Annotated in this window: 14 protein-coding genes; 10 read left to right on the top strand and 4 right to left on the bottom strand. The window is 66.6% G+C overall.

Translation table 11 applies throughout. The features are described from left to right. Positions 1–17 precede the first annotated feature (17 nt). Positions 18–1433 (bottom strand): mycothione reductase, encoded by a 1416-nt coding sequence (locus GOSPT_RS07885; RefSeq protein WP_005204918.1) that lies wholly within the window; start codon positions 1431–1433, stop codon positions 18–20. Next, positions 1430–2509, bottom strand: a complete 1080-nt coding sequence (locus GOSPT_RS07880; protein ID WP_373278534.1) for an alpha/beta hydrolase — start codon at positions 2507–2509, stop codon at positions 1430–1432. Before GOSPT_RS07880 ends, GOSPT_RS07885 begins: the two co-directional genes overlap by 4 nt. A gap of 176 nt (positions 2510–2685) precedes the next feature. On the opposite strand from GOSPT_RS07880, the gene mqo reads away from it, so the two are divergent. From mqo to GOSPT_RS07850, 6 genes are read left to right on the top strand one after another with little or no spacing between them, the layout of a single operon-like run. Next, complete coding sequence (gene mqo, locus GOSPT_RS07875; protein ID WP_039855196.1) at positions 2686–4218, top strand: malate dehydrogenase (quinone); 1533 nt, start codon at positions 2686–2688, stop codon at positions 4216–4218. A 40-nt stretch (positions 4219–4258) separates the two neighbouring features. Next, positions 4259–4732: a GNAT family N-acetyltransferase gene (locus GOSPT_RS07870; RefSeq protein ID WP_005204912.1), complete on the top strand. Its 474-nt coding sequence runs from the start codon at positions 4259–4261 to the stop codon at positions 4730–4732. Further along, positions 4729–6756, top strand: a complete 2028-nt coding sequence (locus GOSPT_RS07865; protein ID WP_005204910.1) for a VWA domain-containing protein — start codon at positions 4729–4731, stop codon at positions 6754–6756. Before GOSPT_RS07870 ends, GOSPT_RS07865 begins: the two co-directional genes overlap by 4 nt. A gap of 31 nt (positions 6757–6787) precedes the next feature. Beyond that, the gene (cobO, locus tag GOSPT_RS07860) at positions 6788–7405 is read left to right on the top strand and encodes a cob(I)yrinic acid a,c-diamide adenosyltransferase (RefSeq protein WP_005204908.1); all 618 of its coding nucleotides are present in this window, start codon (positions 6788–6790) and stop codon (positions 7403–7405) included. A 19-nt stretch (positions 7406–7424) separates the two neighbouring features. Next, the gene (locus GOSPT_RS07855) at positions 7425–8837 is read left to right on the top strand and encodes a cobyrinic acid a,c-diamide synthase CobB (RefSeq protein WP_005204906.1); all 1413 of its coding nucleotides are present in this window, start codon (positions 7425–7427) and stop codon (positions 8835–8837) included. Beyond that, a complete protein-coding gene (locus GOSPT_RS07850) occupies positions 8837–10504 on the top strand; it encodes a GAF domain-containing sensor histidine kinase (protein WP_005204904.1) in 1668 nt (555 codons plus the stop codon). Before GOSPT_RS07855 ends, GOSPT_RS07850 begins: the two co-directional genes overlap by 1 nt. 4 nt (positions 10505–10508) lie before the next feature. Here GOSPT_RS07850 and GOSPT_RS07845 read toward each other — a convergent pair whose 3' ends face one another. Further along, entirely contained in the window at positions 10509–11225 is a 717-nt protein-coding gene (locus GOSPT_RS07845; RefSeq protein WP_005204902.1) for a response regulator, read from the bottom strand. Positions 11226–11417: 192 nt separating this feature from the next. On the opposite strand from GOSPT_RS07845, the gene GOSPT_RS07840 reads away from it, so the two are divergent. The 4 genes from GOSPT_RS07840 (at position 11418) to cobA (ending at position 15656) form a co-directional block, all read left to right on the top strand. Continuing rightward, positions 11418–12416 (top strand): acyl-ACP desaturase, encoded by a 999-nt coding sequence (locus GOSPT_RS07840; protein WP_005204900.1) that lies wholly within the window; start codon positions 11418–11420, stop codon positions 12414–12416. After that, a complete protein-coding gene (locus GOSPT_RS07835) occupies positions 12413–12754 on the top strand; it encodes a hypothetical protein (protein ID WP_005204898.1) in 342 nt (113 codons plus the stop codon). Before GOSPT_RS07840 ends, GOSPT_RS07835 begins: the two co-directional genes overlap by 4 nt. 111 nt (positions 12755–12865) lie before the next feature. Further along, positions 12866–14200, top strand: a complete 1335-nt coding sequence (locus GOSPT_RS07830) for a TerD family protein (RefSeq protein WP_005204895.1) — start codon at positions 12866–12868, stop codon at positions 14198–14200. A 100-nt stretch (positions 14201–14300) separates the two neighbouring features. Beyond that, on the top strand, positions 14301–15656 hold the full coding sequence (gene cobA, locus GOSPT_RS07825; RefSeq protein WP_231894534.1) for a uroporphyrinogen-III C-methyltransferase: 1356 nt from the start codon (positions 14301–14303) through the stop codon (positions 15654–15656). On the opposite strand, the gene GOSPT_RS24100 is transcribed toward cobA, so the two are convergent. Beyond that, positions 15633–15814, bottom strand: a 182-nt coding sequence (locus tag GOSPT_RS24100) for a hypothetical protein (protein WP_217996114.1), incomplete at its 5' end; no start/stop codon positions are given. The genes cobA and GOSPT_RS24100 overlap by 24 nt on opposite strands.

The raw sequence follows: 15814 nt of genomic DNA, 5'->3' as shown, positions 1-15814 counted from the left end.
GACGAGATTTTCTCGCCTCAGAACTCCAAGCCGAGCAGCGCGTTCTCCAGAACCTCCGGCATGGCCGGGTGAATCCAGTACTGACCGCGCGCCATCTCTTCGACGCCGAGGCCGAAGCTCATCGCCTGGATCGCAGGCTGGATGAGCGTCGGCGCCTGTGGGCCGATGATGTGGACTCCGAGCAAGCGGTGGGTCGCGCGGTCGGCGATGACCTTGCATGCGCTGGTCGTGTCCTCCATCGCCCAGCCGTATGCGACGTCGCCGAACTCCTGCACCTTGACCGCGATGTTGTGGCCGCCGTCGCGTGCTTCGAACTCGGTCATGCCCACCGCCGCAACCTGCGGGTGGGTGAACACAGCCGCGGGCACCACGTCGTGCTGGAAGGTGTCGAGATCTGGTGCGTCCCAACCCTTGAGCAGATTGGTGGCCACCACGCGTTCCTCGTGATTGGCCACATGCTTGAGCTGGAACGGCGAACTCACGTCGCCGAGTGCCCACACCCCACGCGCACCGGTACGACCGTGCGAATCCACGTCGACCCGACCGTCGTCGGTCAGGTCGAGGCCGATCGTCTCGATGCCGAGTCGGTCTCCGTTGGATACTCGCCCGGTCGCCACGAGAAGGACGTCGGCTTCGACGATCTCGTCGTCGCCGAGGGTGAGTCGGACCCCGCCGTCTGCAAGATTCTCGGCCGAGACCAGGTCGCGCTCGAGCCGAACGTCCCACTTGGCGCTCGCGATGTCGGTGAACCGTGTCGACAGCTCGGCGTCGAGTTTGCGGAGCAGCCTCGGACCGCGCGCCAGGATCGTGACCTGTGTGCCGAGCGAGCCGAAGACGTGCGCGAATTCGGCTGCGATGTAACCACTTCCGAGGATGATCATGCGTCGCGGAAGGTCGGGGAGTCGCATCACGTCGTTGTTCGTGTGGTAGGTGACGCCCGACTCGGTGATGCCCGCCGGTATCACCGGACGTGAACCCGCCGCGATCACCACCTCGCGGGCGAGTACCAACGCGTCGGCGGTCACGAGTCGGTACAGCCCGTCGTCGTCGCGGCCGTCGAATTCGACGTGCGAGTCGTACACGGTGATGTTGTCGCATTCGAGTTCGCGGTACTGCAGCCCGCCGGTCGAGATGGGATCGATCCGCCCGAACACCCTGTCGCGAATCGCCGGCCAGTCGACGCCCTCGACCCGGGAATGAACGCCGAAACGGTCACCGTCGGAGGCGATGTCGGCGATCTCTGCGGGGTAGACGAACATCTTCGTCGGGATGCACCCGACATTGAGGCAGGTGCCGCCGTAGATGCCCTCCTCGAAGATGGCAATCTGCTTCTCGGCGAAGCGGTCGTCGGGAATCGAGTTACCGCTTCCGCTCCCGATGATGGCGAGATCGACTGTCTGCGTGGCTGATCGGGTGTCGTGTGATGCGGTCACGATGCGCTCCTCGCGGGAGAGGGGTCGACGATGGTGTCGAGCCACCGATCGACCTCGGTGTAGGCCTGTGTGCGCGCCGACTCGACGGACAGAAACACGTCGTGGCGTGCACCGGCGATGGGGGCGATCGTGACGTGACCGCCGAGGCTGCCGCTCCACTGCGCGATCTGCGTGACGTCGAGAACGACGTCGGCCGCATCGACGGCGGGTGAATACTTCTTGGCGAACTTCGTTGCGTCCGAGCGCAATACGAGCGTCGGCACTCCGACGTCGATGCCGTGATGAAGGTGGCGTTGACCCGAGCGGACCGCGTTGAGGAATCCGAACGTGACAGGGAAGCCGCCGAGTGGCTTCTTCGTGAGGTCGTATGCCCACTCTCCGTGGGAGTCGACATGCAGGCTCTCTCCGTACGCCGCCGAGAGTTCGCGGGTGAGTGTCTCGAACGGCCGCACGGCTGCAAGGGTTTTGATGAGCATTGTCACCGGGTAGGTGCGCAGCACGGGCTTGCCCTGCAGGTCGAGCCACGGACTGTTGAGCAGCTGCCCGGACACGCGTGCGTGGCGCTCGGGCGATGTGGCGCGGAGCCGATCGAGCCACAGCGGGGTGATCAACCCGCCTGTCGAGTGCGCGGCGACCAGGACCGGCGTGTCAGGGGTGAAGTCGTCGGCGATGGCGTCGAGTGCGAGTCCGAGCTCGAGGTCGTAGGCCGCGAGGTCGCGGACGAAATGCGGAGTCTGCCCGTCGAGCAGGGACCGTCCACATTTGCGTAGATCCAGCGCGTAGAACGCGTACCCGCGGTCGTGGAAGTGATCGGCGAGGGGCTCGTGAAAGAAGTAGTCGGTGAATCCGTGGACGTAGAGGACGGCGCCCTTGGTTGCGGCCGCCGGGGCGGTCGGCTTGCGAACCAGGGTCGCGGTGATGGAACCCTCGCCGTCCGGGTCGGGACCGAGGTCAAACGTCCGCACCTCGTAGTGGTCGAGGAAACCGTCGGGTTGCCAACCGGAATCGCGGTCAGCGGAACCGTCTTGCACCGAGGAGGTCGACTGCCGAGCGGCCGACTCTGGGGACACAGTCACGATTTCCACTGTAAAGGCGCGTGCGACGCGCGCACGCAAGTGTCATCCGGCCCACACTTGGCGGAGGCGATTCGGGCGCACACACACTCATGGGGAACAATGGTCGACGTGGACGAGGATTCGTCCTCCGCAACACAAGACAGTGTTGTCGAGTGGAGTCTGAAGTGGGGTCCGAGTTGTCTGAATCGGTGATCAAGACGGACGTTGCGCTCGTGGGCGCCGGCATCATGAGTGCCACCCTCGGTGCGCTGCTGCGGCAGGTGCAGCCTGACTGGACGATCAGCCTCTTCGAACGGCTCGATGCCGCGGCCGGAGAGAGCAGTGACCCGTGGAACAACGCGGGCACCGGCCACTCGGCGTTGTGCGAGCTCAACTACACCCCGAAGACCGCAGACGGTGGCGTCGACATCACCAAGGCGATCGCCATCAACGAGCAGTTCCAGGTCTCTCGACAGTTCTGGGCCTACGCGGTCGACAACGACATCATCTCCCGCCCTTCGGAGTTCATCAATCCGATTCCGCACGTGAGCTTCACTCACGGCGACGCGGGCGTCGACTACCTCCGCAAGCGCTACGACGCGCTCTCGAAGGAGGTTCTCTTCGAGGGCATGGAGTACATCACCGATCCGGGCGAGTTCAGCGCGCGACTCCCACTGATGTCGCAGGGTCGTGACTTCTCCGATCCGGTCGCGTTGAACTGGTTCACCGAGGGCACCGACGTCGACTTCGGTTCGCTCACCCAGAAGCTCCTCAACTTTGTGGGCAAGGGTGGCGACATCTACTTCGGTCACTCCGTGACCAACCTGAGCAAGCAGTCCGACGGAAGCTGGATCGTCAAGGTACGCAACGTCCGTACCGGCGAGAAGTGGACCGTGCACGCCAAGTTCGTGTTCGTCGGCGCGGGCGGCGGTGCGCTGCACCTGCTCCAGAAGTCCGGCATCAAGGAAGCCAAGGGCTTCGGCGGCTTCCCGGTCTCGGGCGAGTTCTTCCGCTGCAACAATCCCGAGCTCATCGAAGAGCACCACGCCAAGGTGTACGGCCAGGCTGCCGTCGGCGCGCCGCCGATGTCGGTGCCGCACCTCGACACCCGTGTCATCAACCATCGCCAGGGTCTGCTGTTCGGGCCGTACGCCGGATGGTCGCCGAAGTTCCTCAAGAGCGGCAAGATGACGGACCTGCTGAGCACCGTCAAGCCCGGCAACGTGCTGCCGATGCTCTCGATCGCACCGCAGGAATTCGGTCTGCTCAAGTACCTCATCGGCGAGCTCGCCGCGAGCTCCGCCGACCGCGTCGACACCCTGCGGGAGTTCGTGCCCCGCGCCATCGGCGACGACTGGGAGCTGATCACCGCAGGTCAGCGCGTGCAGGTTATCCGTAAGAACAAAGATGGTGTCGGCGGAAAGCTCGAGTTCGGCACGGCAGTCGTCGCTGCCGGAGACGGCACGCTCGCTGGTTTGCTCGGCGCGTCGCCCGGTGCGTCGACGGCGGTTCCGGCGATGCTCTCGGTGCTCGAGCAGTGCTTCCCGGCCGACTTCGAGCGCTGGACGCCGAAGCTCACCGAGATGATCCCGTCGTTCGGCAAGAAGCTCTCCGACAACGCCGACCTGTTCCACCAGGTCTGGGATTGGACCAGCAACAGTCTCGAACTGCGTCGCAATACCGTCGATGCTCCGGCCGACGCCGACGTCGAGCCCGCGCCGGCAGGCTGAGTTGTGACGTGCGTGCTGTCGGTGTGATAGTCACGACACCATGACCTCTGGGCAGCTTCATCGCAGTTACACGGCCGACCTCGACGTCGAGACGCTGTACAACATCCTGCGATTGCGCGTCGACGTCTTCGTCGTCGAGCAGTCCTGTCCGTACCCGGAGCTCGACGGTTGGGATCTCGAACCCGCCACCCGCCAGCTCTGGGTGTCCGACGACGAGGGGCGTGTGGTCGCGACGTTGCGGCTCCTGGAGGATTCCGGGGCGCCCGGTGACGGCGAGCTGTATCGGATCGGGCGCGTGTGCACCGACCGTTCTCGCAGAGGCGAGGGCATGACCGCGCGTCTCATCGAGACAGCGCTCGCCGAGGTCGGTGAGCATCCGTGCCGTATCGAGGCGCAGAGCTATCTCATCGACATGTACGCGAAGTTCGGTTTCGTCGTCGACAGCGAGGAGTACCTGGAGGACGGCATCCCGCACGTCTCGATGATCCGGCATGCCAGAAACGTGCGCTCATGAGCGGCAGGCACGCTGTCGCCGCTCCGGCGAGCACCGCCGCCATACCCGCCCGGTATCCGTTCAGCGCGGTCGTCGGGCAGGAGCGGCTGAAGTTGGCGTTGATCCTGTGTGCGGTGTCGCCGGGTATCGGTGGTGTGCTGATCCGCGGCGAGAAGGGGACAGCGAAATCGACCATCGTGCGCGGACTCGGACCACTGATCGCACATGAGGGCTCGGCACACGAGGGTGTCAGCGCGTCGTCGGCGGGCAGGGTCGTCGAACTCCCCATCGGTGCCACCGAGGATCGCGTCGTCGGCTCGTTGGATCTGACGGCCGTACTGCGCGACGGCGAGGCCGTGTTCACGCCTGGCCTGCTTGCCCGTGCCGACGGGGGAGTGCTCTACATCGACGAGGTCAACCTTCTGGCCGACCACCTCGTCGACGTGCTGCTCGACGCCGCGGCCAGCGGACGGGTGACCATCGAACGCGACGGCGTCTCACATACCCAGGCGGCCGACTTCGTACTCGTCGGAACGATGAATCCCGAAGAGGGAGAACTGCGTCCGCAACTGCTCGACCGATTCGGGCTGGCCGTCGACGTCACCGCGGCGCGTGAGGTCGACGAGCGTGTCGAGGTCGTTCGACGCCGGATGGACTTCGACGCCGACCCCGATCGCTTCGTCGAACGGTACGCCGACGACGAGCGGGTACTCTCCGACCGGATCGCCGCCGCGCGCGGGTCCGTGGGGAGCGTCGAGATCAGCGAACGAGAACTACGACGCATCGCAGGCATCTGCGCACACCTCGACGTCGACGGCCTACGCGGCGACATCGTCGTCGCGCGCACCGCGGCCGCACACGCGGCACTGCGCGGGGCCACGTCGGTGACCGAGGAGGATGTGCGCGTCGGCGTCGAACTCGCTCTGCCGCATCGTCGTCGACGAGATCCCTTCGACGAGTCGGGCATGTCCGAGCAGCAACTCGACGACGCGCTGTCGGCAGGCGACGACGCCGCGGGTCCACCGGACGAGCCGGAGCCCGACCCGGATGGGCCCGACGGTGCTCCCGCGCCCGAGCGGCGCGAGGAGTTCGACGGGTCCCCCGCTGACTCAGATCCCGCTGGCCCACAACAGGATTCCAGTGACGAGCCGGTCGAGCAGGAAGTGTCCGGGCAGTCGCAGCAGCCGCCGCGCGGCCAGATGTTCGGCACCGCGGCGTCGAGCTCCGGTGTGCGCATGCGTCGCCTGCGGGCCGACGGCGTCGGCGATGGCGATCCGGGTAAGCGCTCACGCGCACGGAGTCGTCGTGGACACACCGTGTCCGACACCGACTTCGCGCACGGTGGGCCCATTCATCTCTTCGGGACAGTGCTGCGCGCCGCAGGTCGCTCGGTGGCCACCTCCGAGGTATCGACGATGCCCGAGAGGTTATCGGTCGCACCGGTCGATCTTCGTGGGGCACAACGCATCGGGCAGGAGGGCAATCTGGTGGTGTTCGTCGTCGACCTGAGCGGGTCGATGACGGCACGCAGGCGACTGGCCGCCGTGAGCCGCCTATGCGTTGACCTGCTGCGCGATTCGTACACCCGGCGCGATCGGGTCGCGGTGATCGTGGCGCGCGGATCGCGTGCAGAACTTGCCGTGCCGCCGACGAAATCCGTCGATATTGCTGTGCGACGGCTCGCCGACATCAGAACCGGTGGCCGAACCCCGTTGGCGGAAGGGCTGATCGAGGCACAGCGTGTCATCGAGCGTGCCCGCCGTGCCGAGCCCCGACGTCGACCGCTGCTCGTGGTGCTGACCGACGGCAGGGCCACCGCGGGACCCGACGCTGCGGGGCGCGCATCCGTTGCGGCGCAGCGAATTCGGCGCGACGGTATCGACAGTGTCGTCGTCGATTGTGAGCAGGGCGTGGTCCGGCTCGGACTCGCCGCGGATCTTGCCGTGCGCCTCGGAGCGCAGATGATGCGGATGGACGACCTGTCGGTGGCGGCGTTGTCGGTTCCCGTGACCGACCGGCGCCCGTCGCGCGCGTCGGCCGCCTGATCCGAATCCGCGCGAGAGTAGGAGAGTTACTGTGCCCCAGGGTGTTCCGCAGACGGTCCCCGACGATGGGTTGACCACGCGGCAGCGTCGACAACAGCCGGTACTCGCCGTGCACACCGGTGACGGCAAAGGAAAGTCGACGGCGGCGTTCGGGATGGCCATGCGCGCATGGAACGCCGGCCTGCGGGTGGCGGTCTTTCAGTTCGTCAAGAGCGCCAAATGGCGTGTGGGAGAAGAGTCGGCGATGGCCGCGCTCGGCGAGATCCACAACGAACAGGGCATCGGCGGGCCCGTCGAATGGCACAAGATGGGGCAGGGCTGGTCGTGGCTGCGCGCCAATGCCGACGTCGCCGACGACCACGCCGCGGCTGCACGGTCCGGTTGGGACGAGATCGCCCGTCGTCTCGCCGAGGAGCAGCACGATTTCTACGTGCTCGACGAGTTCACCTACCCCCTCGACTGGGGATGGATCGACACCGACGAGGTGGTGCGCACACTCGTCGACCGACCCGGTCGCCAACACGTGGTGATCACCGGACGTCGTGCTCCCGCCGCGCTGGTCGACGCCGCCGACCTGGTGACCGAGATGCGCAAGGTCGCACACCCGATGGATGCTGGACGCAAGGGCCAGAAGGGAATCGAGTGGTGAGCCGCGTGGCGAGGGCGACATGACGTCGATCCCCGCAGTGGTCGTGGCCGCGCCATCGTCGGGTAGCGGTAAGACCACCGTGAGTACCGGGTTGATCGGCGCGCTACGCAGGGCGGGGCGTCGCGTCGCGCCGTTCAAGGTCGGCCCCGACTACATCGATCCCGGCTATCACGCGGTCGCCGCGGGACGTGTCGGTCGCAACCTCGATCCCAACCTGGTCGGAGCCGACCTGATCGGGCCCCTGTTCGCGGCCGGAGTTGCCGACGCCGACATCGCGGTCATCGAGGGAGTCATGGGACTCTTCGACGGCAGGATCACCGCCGACGATGCCGCCGAGATGGACCCGATCGGTATGGGTTCGACCGCGCATGTCGCCACACTGCTGAACGCACCGGTCGTTCTCGTCGTAGACGCCGCGGGTCACAGTCAGTCGCTAGCCGCACTGCTCCACGGCTTCGTCGGCTACGAGCCGTCGGTGCGGATCGCAGGTGTCGTGCTCAACCGGGTGGGCTCCCCGCGACACGAGGCGGTGCTGCGACAGGCGTGTGCGCGAGTCGGGATGCCCGTCCTCGGGGTCTTGCGTCGGGACTCGCGCCTTCAGGTGCCCTCTCGCCACCTGGGGCTGATCCCCGCCGCGGAGAGGTCGGTCGAGGCCGTCGAAGCTGTCGACGCGATGTCGGAGATGGTCGGCGCAGCACTGGATCTCGAGGCGATCGTCGCGCTCGCGGAATCGGGAGGCGCCACGCTGTCGGAGCCGTGGTCGGCGGTCGACGCCATCGCAGACGCGGGAGGGGGCGCGCAATGCGCAGGTCACCACTCTGGCAATCCCGTCGTCGCGATCGCTGCGGGTGCCGCGTTCACCTTCGGGTACGCCGAGCACGCGGAGCTGTTACGCGCGGCAGGCGCCGAGGTCGTCGAGTTCGATCCGCTCATCGACCGATTGCCCGAGCGCACAGCAGGACTCGTCGTCGGAGGTGGATTCCCCGAGGAACACGCAGACAAACTGGCGGCCAATCATGAACTGCGAGAAGACATCGCGGCGCTGAACCGCGCAGGCGGACCCATTCACGGTGAGTGCGCGGGTCTGCTGTACCTCACGCGGGAACTCGACGGGTATCCGATGACCGGCGTCATCGATGCGGTCGGCCGATTCGGCCCCTCGCTCACCCTCGGATATCGCGACGCCGTGGCGGTGTCGGATTCGGCGCTCTACCGGGCGGGTGAACGGGTCACCGGTCACGAATTCCACCGCAGCGTCGTCGAACTCGACGCGGGTTCGCCTGCGTGGGCGTGGCGTGACCATCACGGCGCGCCGGGTGTGCACGGCGTGGCGACGTCGAATGTCCACGCGTCGTATCTGCACGTCCACCCGGCGGCGGTGCCGGCGTCCATCGCGCGGTTTGTGCACGCCTGCGAGTCGAAGGAGATGTGATGGCGGGGAGCAAGGTTGCGCAGGTGCTCGAGATCCTGCGCGAACACGGCGTCAACGATCCGGCGATCCTGCGTGATCTGCTCGAGGCCGTGCTCGTTGTCGGGCAAGGACTTGATCTCGACGAAGCCCTCCAGCGGATCGTCGAGGTCGCCGTCGGAGTCGTCGACGCTCGCTACGGCGCGTTGGGTGTGCGCGGTCCCGACGGAGGGTTGTCGGAGTTCGTGTACACGGGGATCACTCCGGAAGAGCGGTCGGTGATGGGGTCGCTGCCGGTCGGCAAGGGCGTGCTCGGGGTCCTGATCAACGACCCCAACATCCTGCGCATCCCGGATCTGGCGAAACACCCTGCGTCGGTGGGCTTTCCGCCGAACCATCCGCCGATGACGACGTTCCTCGGTGCTCCGATCATCATCCGCGGCTCCAACTTCGGCCGCATCTACCTGACCGAGAAGCGTGGCGCCGACGAGTTCTCGGCGCTCGACGAGGCGCTGATCGCGGTGCTCGCGGTAGCCGCCGGAATCGCCGTGGACAATGCGCAGTTGTTCGAGAGCTCACGCACGAGGCAGCGGTGGATGCAGGTGCTGGTGCGTCGTGGCTCCGAGCCGCTCTCGGGAATTGCGTTGGAGGACACGCTGTCTCGGATGTGTACAGATGTGGCGGACCTGGTCGGTGCCACGGACGTCCTCATCCTGAGCGACGAGACCGACAGCGGCGACGACATCGTGCTCAGCGGTCACACCGGCGGCCCGCTCAAGATCGATCCCGCGGACTTCTCGGCGCCGGCGGGGACGGGGATGTCGATCGTGCCGATAGCCGATCTCTCGCCCGCTCTCGGCCGACGCGGCGCCCGCTGGGCGACGGTGCAGCCGCTGGCGCGCGCCTCGGGGGCGTTCGGATGGATCGTGATCACGCATGCCGACGAGCCGGTGTGGGAGCCCGAGGAGGCGTCGGGTCTCGCCGGAGTCTCCGAAGTAGCGTCGTTGGCGATGGTGTACGCGGAGCAACAGCAGGTCGCGCGCGACCTCGAGGTGCTCTCCGACCGCCACAGAATCGCCCGCGACCTGCATGACCACGTCATCCAGCGACTGTTCGCGATCGGTATGTCGATACAGACCATGCTCGCGGCAGGTGGCACCGGTTCGGTGGGACGATTCGACGACGCCGCGCGTGCCGAGCGGCTCGAACAGGTGATGACCGACCTCGACCGCACAATCGCGCAGATCCGCACCTCGATCTTCGACCTGCAGACCGTCTCCGGACACCACGACACCGCGACGTTGCGGCGTCGTGTCCTCGACATCGTGTCCGAACTCTCGGTCCACGCGCCGATCGCGCCGAGCGTGCAATTCGACGGCCCCGTCGACACGGTTGTCCCCGACACGCTGGGGCCACACATCGATGCCGTGCTGCGCGAGGGACTGTCGAATGCGCTGCGCCACGCACACGCCGAGCACATCTCGGTGTCGGTGAGTGCCGACGACGTGCTGTCGGTGGAGATCACCGACGACGGGGTGGGCATCGGTACCGACGTCACCTATCGGGGCCTGGAGAACCTCACGCGCCGCGCAGAGGAATGCGACGGAACCTTCACCGTCGTCACCAATCCTCGTGTGGCACCGGGCCGTTCGTCGGGGACGACGCTGACCTGGTCGGTGCCGCTCGCCTAGTGGCTCAGGCCTTGCCGTCGCGGATCTTGGTCGCCATCACCGCGACCTGGGTGCGTCGTTGCATGTCGAGCTTGGCGAGGATACGTGAGACGTAGTTCTTGATCGTCTTCTCCGCCAAGAACATTCGCTGCGCGATCTGACGGTTCGTCAGCCCGTCGCCGATGAGGTTGAACACCTCGCGCTCCTGATGGGTGAGTTCTGCGAGAGGGTCGGACGGCTTGTTCTTCCCGTCGCGCAGCTTGGCGAGCAGTGCTGCGGTCGAACGGTCGTCGAGCAGGGAGCCGCCCCGTCCGACGGTGCGCACCGCCGCGATCAGGTTATGGCCGAGGATCTGCTTGAGCACGAAGCCGGATGCACCCGCGAGGACCGCGGCGAGCAGTGCGTCGTCGTCGGCGTAACTGGTGAGCATGAGGCAGCGGATCTCGGGTTCGGCGGCACGCACATCGCGGCACAATTCGACGCCGTTGCCGTCGGGGAGCCGGACGTCGAGGACCGCGACATCGGGTTTGGCGGCGAGAATGCCGACGCGACCCTCGCCGACCGATGCGGCCTCGCCGACCACCTCGATGTCGTCGGCGGTGCTGAGCAGGTCACGCAGACCTCGACGCACCAACTCGTGGTCGTCGACGAGAAAGACGCGAACGCTCGACGCGTCCGGCGAGGGAGGAACCGATGCCGTGGGATCTGACGCTGCGGGAGCCGGCTGACCTTCGGAATGCATGCACCGAAATTACCGCAGGTCGCACTCGAGCACGCGACGTCGGTCCCCATCCACTCGGGACTTTGGTCTCACTCACGCCCCCTGCGTCACACGCGAGAGTGGGTATCTGTCGGGGGAGGTCGGTGGTCGGGCCGAGCGCAATCCGACGACGCACCGCCACGCGCGGCGTCGACGACGAGACGAGGAGAGACAGTGACGAGCCTCATCGGGCCAGCAACCAGCGACACCGGAATGACCGGATCGGATCTGCTGCGGGAGTTGCTTCCCGTGTGCGAGACCGAGGTCGAGCGGCACATGAAGATGACCAAGGACTGGCATCCACACGACTACGTGCCCTGGGACGAGGGGCGCAACTTCGCTGCTCTCAGCGGCGTCGACTGGGATCCGGAGCAGTCGCAGCTCTCCGATGTCGCGAAGGCTGCGATGATCACCAATCTGCTGACCGAGGACAACCTGCCGTCGTATCACCGGGTGATCGCGGAGAACTTCTCCCTGGACGACGCCTGGGGTTTCTGGGTGGGGCGCTGGACCGCCGAGGAGATGCGCCACTCGACGGTGATGCGCGACTACCTCGTCGTGACCCGCGGCGTCGACCCGGTGGAACTCGAAGAGACCCGCATGGCGCACATGACATCGGGATTCAATCCGCTTCCCGAGGACGACGGTCAGCGTGACCACAGCTTCGACATGCTGTTCGCGGTGAGCTACGTCAGCTTCCAGGAACTCGCGACGCGCGTGAGCCACCGCAACACGGGCAAGGCATGCGGCGACCCCATCGCCGACCGCATGCTGCAGCGGGTGGCCGCCGACGAAAACCTGCACATGCTCTTCTACCGCAACGTCGTTGCCGGCGCCCTCGACCTGGTTCCGGATCAGGCGATGTGCGCGATCTACAGCATCGTGTCGAATTTCCAGATGCCCGGCGCGACGATGCCCAACTTCCGACGCAATGCGGTGTTGATCGCCAAGGGTGGCATCTACGATCTGCCGCAACACCTTTCGGAAGTCGTCATGCCGGTGCTGCGCAAGTGGCGGATCTTCGAGCGCGACGACTTCGGCCCGCTGGGTGAGATGTACCGGGAGAAGCTGGCCGACTATCTCGAAGAGATGAACGTCAAGGTCGAGAAGTTCGAGCGCGCCCGCGAACGCGCACTCGAGCGCGAGGCCAAGAAGGCGAGGGCAGGGGCGTGACCGTGATCGACAACAGGCTGGCACTGGCGATCTCGCCTGCGGACGATGCCGGGGCACGGGACTGCGACGGATGTTGCGGCGCGTGCGAGCGTGAGACTCCGGAGCAGCGCGACGTCCCCGAGGGCTTCGACGAAGCGATCATGATGGCCGAGGCCGCCACGTTGCACAACCCGACCCGTTGGAATGAGATCCGCACCCACGCAACGGATTCCGCTGCAGGGGAGTACTGTTCGTCGATCCTCCTCGGTGCGTTGCTGCAGTCCGCGGCACACCGACTCGGGGTGCCCGCCGCGGACGTGTGGTCCTACGTCCGGCGCGTCGGTGAGCTGCCTTTGTAAGGTCGGCGGGTTCTGCACTGTGAGCAGATCCGACGATCAGGGCGTGGCGATCACGAAGAGCGGCGCCATCCCCCTCCGAGCGCTCGTCCGGCGGGCAGTACGGTCGCTGGTGTGAGCTCCCCACTGATCAAAGGGTCCAAGACAGCGCTGGCAGATCGCACCTATCGGATCCGCATCCGCAGCAGCGGGCCGACGATCGACGTATCGGCGGTGCTGCTGGGCGCCAACGGCCGGGTCCGTACTGATGACGATTTCGTCTTCTTCAACAATCCGCAGGCTCCGGGCGTGCGTCTGGTGTCCGACGATGAGATCGACGTCGACCTCGGTGCCGTGGCGGCTGACGTCGACCGCATCGTCATCGTGGGCAGCACCGAAGCCCAGGGCACAACGTTCGGCCAGAGCGGCCAGTTCAGCGCGGCGGTGACATCGGCGTCGCAAGACCTCTCCTTCATGCCCGGTGCGCTCACCAGCGAGACCGTGGTGCAGATCGCGGCCTTCTACCGCCGTGGGACGGACTGGAAACTCGACGCCATCGGCCAAGGTTACGACCGCGGGCTGGCCGCACTGGCCACCGAGTTCGGGATCTCCGTCGATGAGCCCGTCGGAGGCACGGCGAGTCCCACAACAGCACCGAGCGTCCCAGCCGCTGCGAATGCCCCGTCCGCACCCGCGCCCACTCCGCAGCCGCCCGCCGCGCCGGCCATCAACATGACGAAAGTGTCGGTGTCGCTGACCAAGGACAGCGCGGACAAGACCGCGCGCATCGACCTGCGTAAGAGCAAGGGCGATCCGAACTGGGTGCTGACCGTGGGTCTCGAATGGGATGGCCGCGGCGCGACATATGACCGCAAGGGACATGTGAAGCGTTACGGCACAGGCGATCTGGACGTCTACTTCTTCTGTCGCAATGAGGAGACCAACGAGTTCGTCGTCATCAGTGGCGAAGCCGGACACCAGGGCGACCTCGGCGTGTGGCCGTTCATGCATCACCTCGGCGACAGCCTCGGTCCCGGGGCAGGCAACAAGCCTGCCACCGAACAGGTTCGGGTGCGCCCGACGGAGAATGGCGATTTGCTGGTCAACGTCTATCAGAGCGTCGACAACGGAACCGGTGCCATCGACGAGTTCGGCAGGCCCCGCGTCGCGATCCGGTACGGGCGTGCCGGTCACGACGGTCTGCCCGGACCCGACGCCGACGAAATCCTTGTCTACGTCGGCAACAGTGCCGATTCCTACTGGGCCACCGTTGCCCATATCGACGTGCTCGACGGAGTTCTCACCGTCGACGGCGAAACCCGTTACAGCGCACACAAGAGCGAAGCCATGCCCGGACTCAGCAGCACCGGTGCGTGGGTGCAAGAGCCATCGGGCGGACCCGTCGGCCGGAGCAAAGCCAAAAACCACGGGCAGGGTCTGACCCTGTACAGCGGACTCTGTCAGAAGTAGACGGTATTCACCTGACCGGCAGAGCCGGGATTCGCCTGACCGGCAGAGCCGAGTCCACCTGACCGGCCAAGCGGTCAACGCATCGGTAGGATCGGCATCCATGTCAGTCGATGCGTCCGCAGGCCATGGTGGCGTCAACGATAAAGACAGTGGCGTCAACGATAGAGACAACGGTGGCGACAACGTCCACTATCTCGCCGGGCTCGATCTGCACGGCCGCAAGGTGGTTGTCGTCGGCGGTGGGTCGGTTGCGCAGCGTCGACTCCCGAATCTGGTGGCCGCCGGCGCACAGGTCGAGGTTGTGGCGCTTGACCCGACGCCCGCCGTCGAGTCGTTTCCCGGGGTCGTCGTGCACAAACGTGCTTACGTCGACGGCGATCTCGACGGAGCCTGGTACGCGATGGCGTGTACCGACGATCCCGACGTGAATGCAGCCGTGGTCGCGGAGGCGGAGCGTCGGCACACGTTCTGTGTGCGGGCCGACGAAGCGCGGTGGGGAAGTGCTGTCACCCCGGCCTCCGGTCGCCACCGCGACGTGCAGTTCGGGGTACTGGCCGGTGGCGATCACCGGCTGTCGGCGGCGTTGCGCGCCGCGATCTCGCGGGCACTGGCCGACGGCTCACTCGACGTCGACGAGCAACCGCACCCGCCGGGCGTCGCGCTCGTCGGTGGTGGCCCTGGCGACCCCGACCTGATCACCGTGCGCGGACTCAAACTGCTGATGGCTGCCGACGTCGTCGTCGCGGATCGGTTGGCGCCGCCGGAGCTCTTGGCCTCGCTCGGTCCGCAAGTGGAGATCATCGACGCCGCGAAGGTGCCCTACGGGCGGGCGATGAAGCAGGAGGCCATCAACGACGTCCTCACCTCGAAGGCGAAAGAGGGCAAGTTCGTCGTGCGATTCAAGGGCGGCGACCCGTATGTCTACGGTCGCGGCTTCGAAGAGTTGCAGGCGTGCGTGGCCGCGGGCGTGCCGGTGACCGTGGTCCCCGGCATCACCAGCCCGATCTCCGTGCCGAGTTCCGCAGGCATCCCCGTGACCCATCGAGGTGTGACCCACGAGGTGGTGATCGCCTCTGGGCACGTCCGGCCCGGGCACCCCGATTCGCTGATCGACTGGTCGGTGCTCGCACAGCTACGCGGAACGCTGGTGCTGATGATGGCTGTCGAACGAGTCGACGTCTTCGCCGACGCGCTCCTGGCAGGCGGCAAGCCCGGCGACACCCCCGTCGCGATGATCGAGAACGGATCACTGCCGACCCAACGCCTCATCCGCACCGACCTCTCCCATGCAGGCGAGACCGCCTCGCGCGAAGGGCTCAAGCCCCCCGCGATCGTCGTGATCGGCGACGTCGCGGGATTCGACGATGCGGATGCCGTTGCGGCGTTCGGTGATCTCGACGGAGCTCGATCAGCGGCCGGAGGCGAGGCTCGATCAGCGGGGGACGGAGCTCGATAGGCGGCAGGCGTCGAGAGGGCGCCGCATCCAGTCGAGTGGGCGTCGCATCCCGTCGAGTGGGCGTCGCATCCCGTCGAGTGGGCGCCGCATCCAGTCGAGAGGGCGTCGCATCCCGTCGAGTGGGCGTCGCATCCCGTCGAGTGGGCGCAGCATCCCGT

The sequence above is a fragment of the Gordonia sputi NBRC 100414 genome (assembly GCF_000248055.1).
GTDB lineage: Bacteria > Actinomycetota > Actinomycetes > Mycobacteriales > Mycobacteriaceae > Gordonia > Gordonia sputi.
The sequence above is the reverse complement of the archived record's forward strand: the minus strand, read 5'-3'. Positions and strand labels throughout refer to the sequence as shown.

Bases quoted from the DNA above. Each gene is read 5' to 3' on its own strand.
- GOSPT_RS07865 (WP_005204910.1), top strand. From the start codon at position 4,729: ATGAGCGGCAGGCACGCTGTCGCCGCTCCGGCGAGCACCGCCGCCATA.
- GOSPT_RS07870 (WP_005204912.1), top strand. From the start codon at position 4,259: ATGACCTCTGGGCAGCTTCATCGCAGTTACACGGCCGACCTCGACGTC.
- GOSPT_RS07850 (WP_005204904.1), top strand. From the start codon at position 8,837: ATGGCGGGGAGCAAGGTTGCGCAGGTGCTCGAGATCCTGCGCGAACAC.
- GOSPT_RS07845 (WP_005204902.1), bottom strand. From the start codon at position 11,225: ATGCATTCCGAAGGTCAGCCGGCTCCCGCAGCGTCAGATCCCACGGCA.
- cobA (WP_231894534.1), top strand. From the start codon at position 14,301: ATGTCAGTCGATGCGTCCGCAGGCCATGGTGGCGTCAACGATAAAGAC.
- GOSPT_RS07855 (WP_005204906.1), top strand. From the start codon at position 7,425: ATGACGTCGATCCCCGCAGTGGTCGTGGCCGCGCCATCGTCGGGTAGC.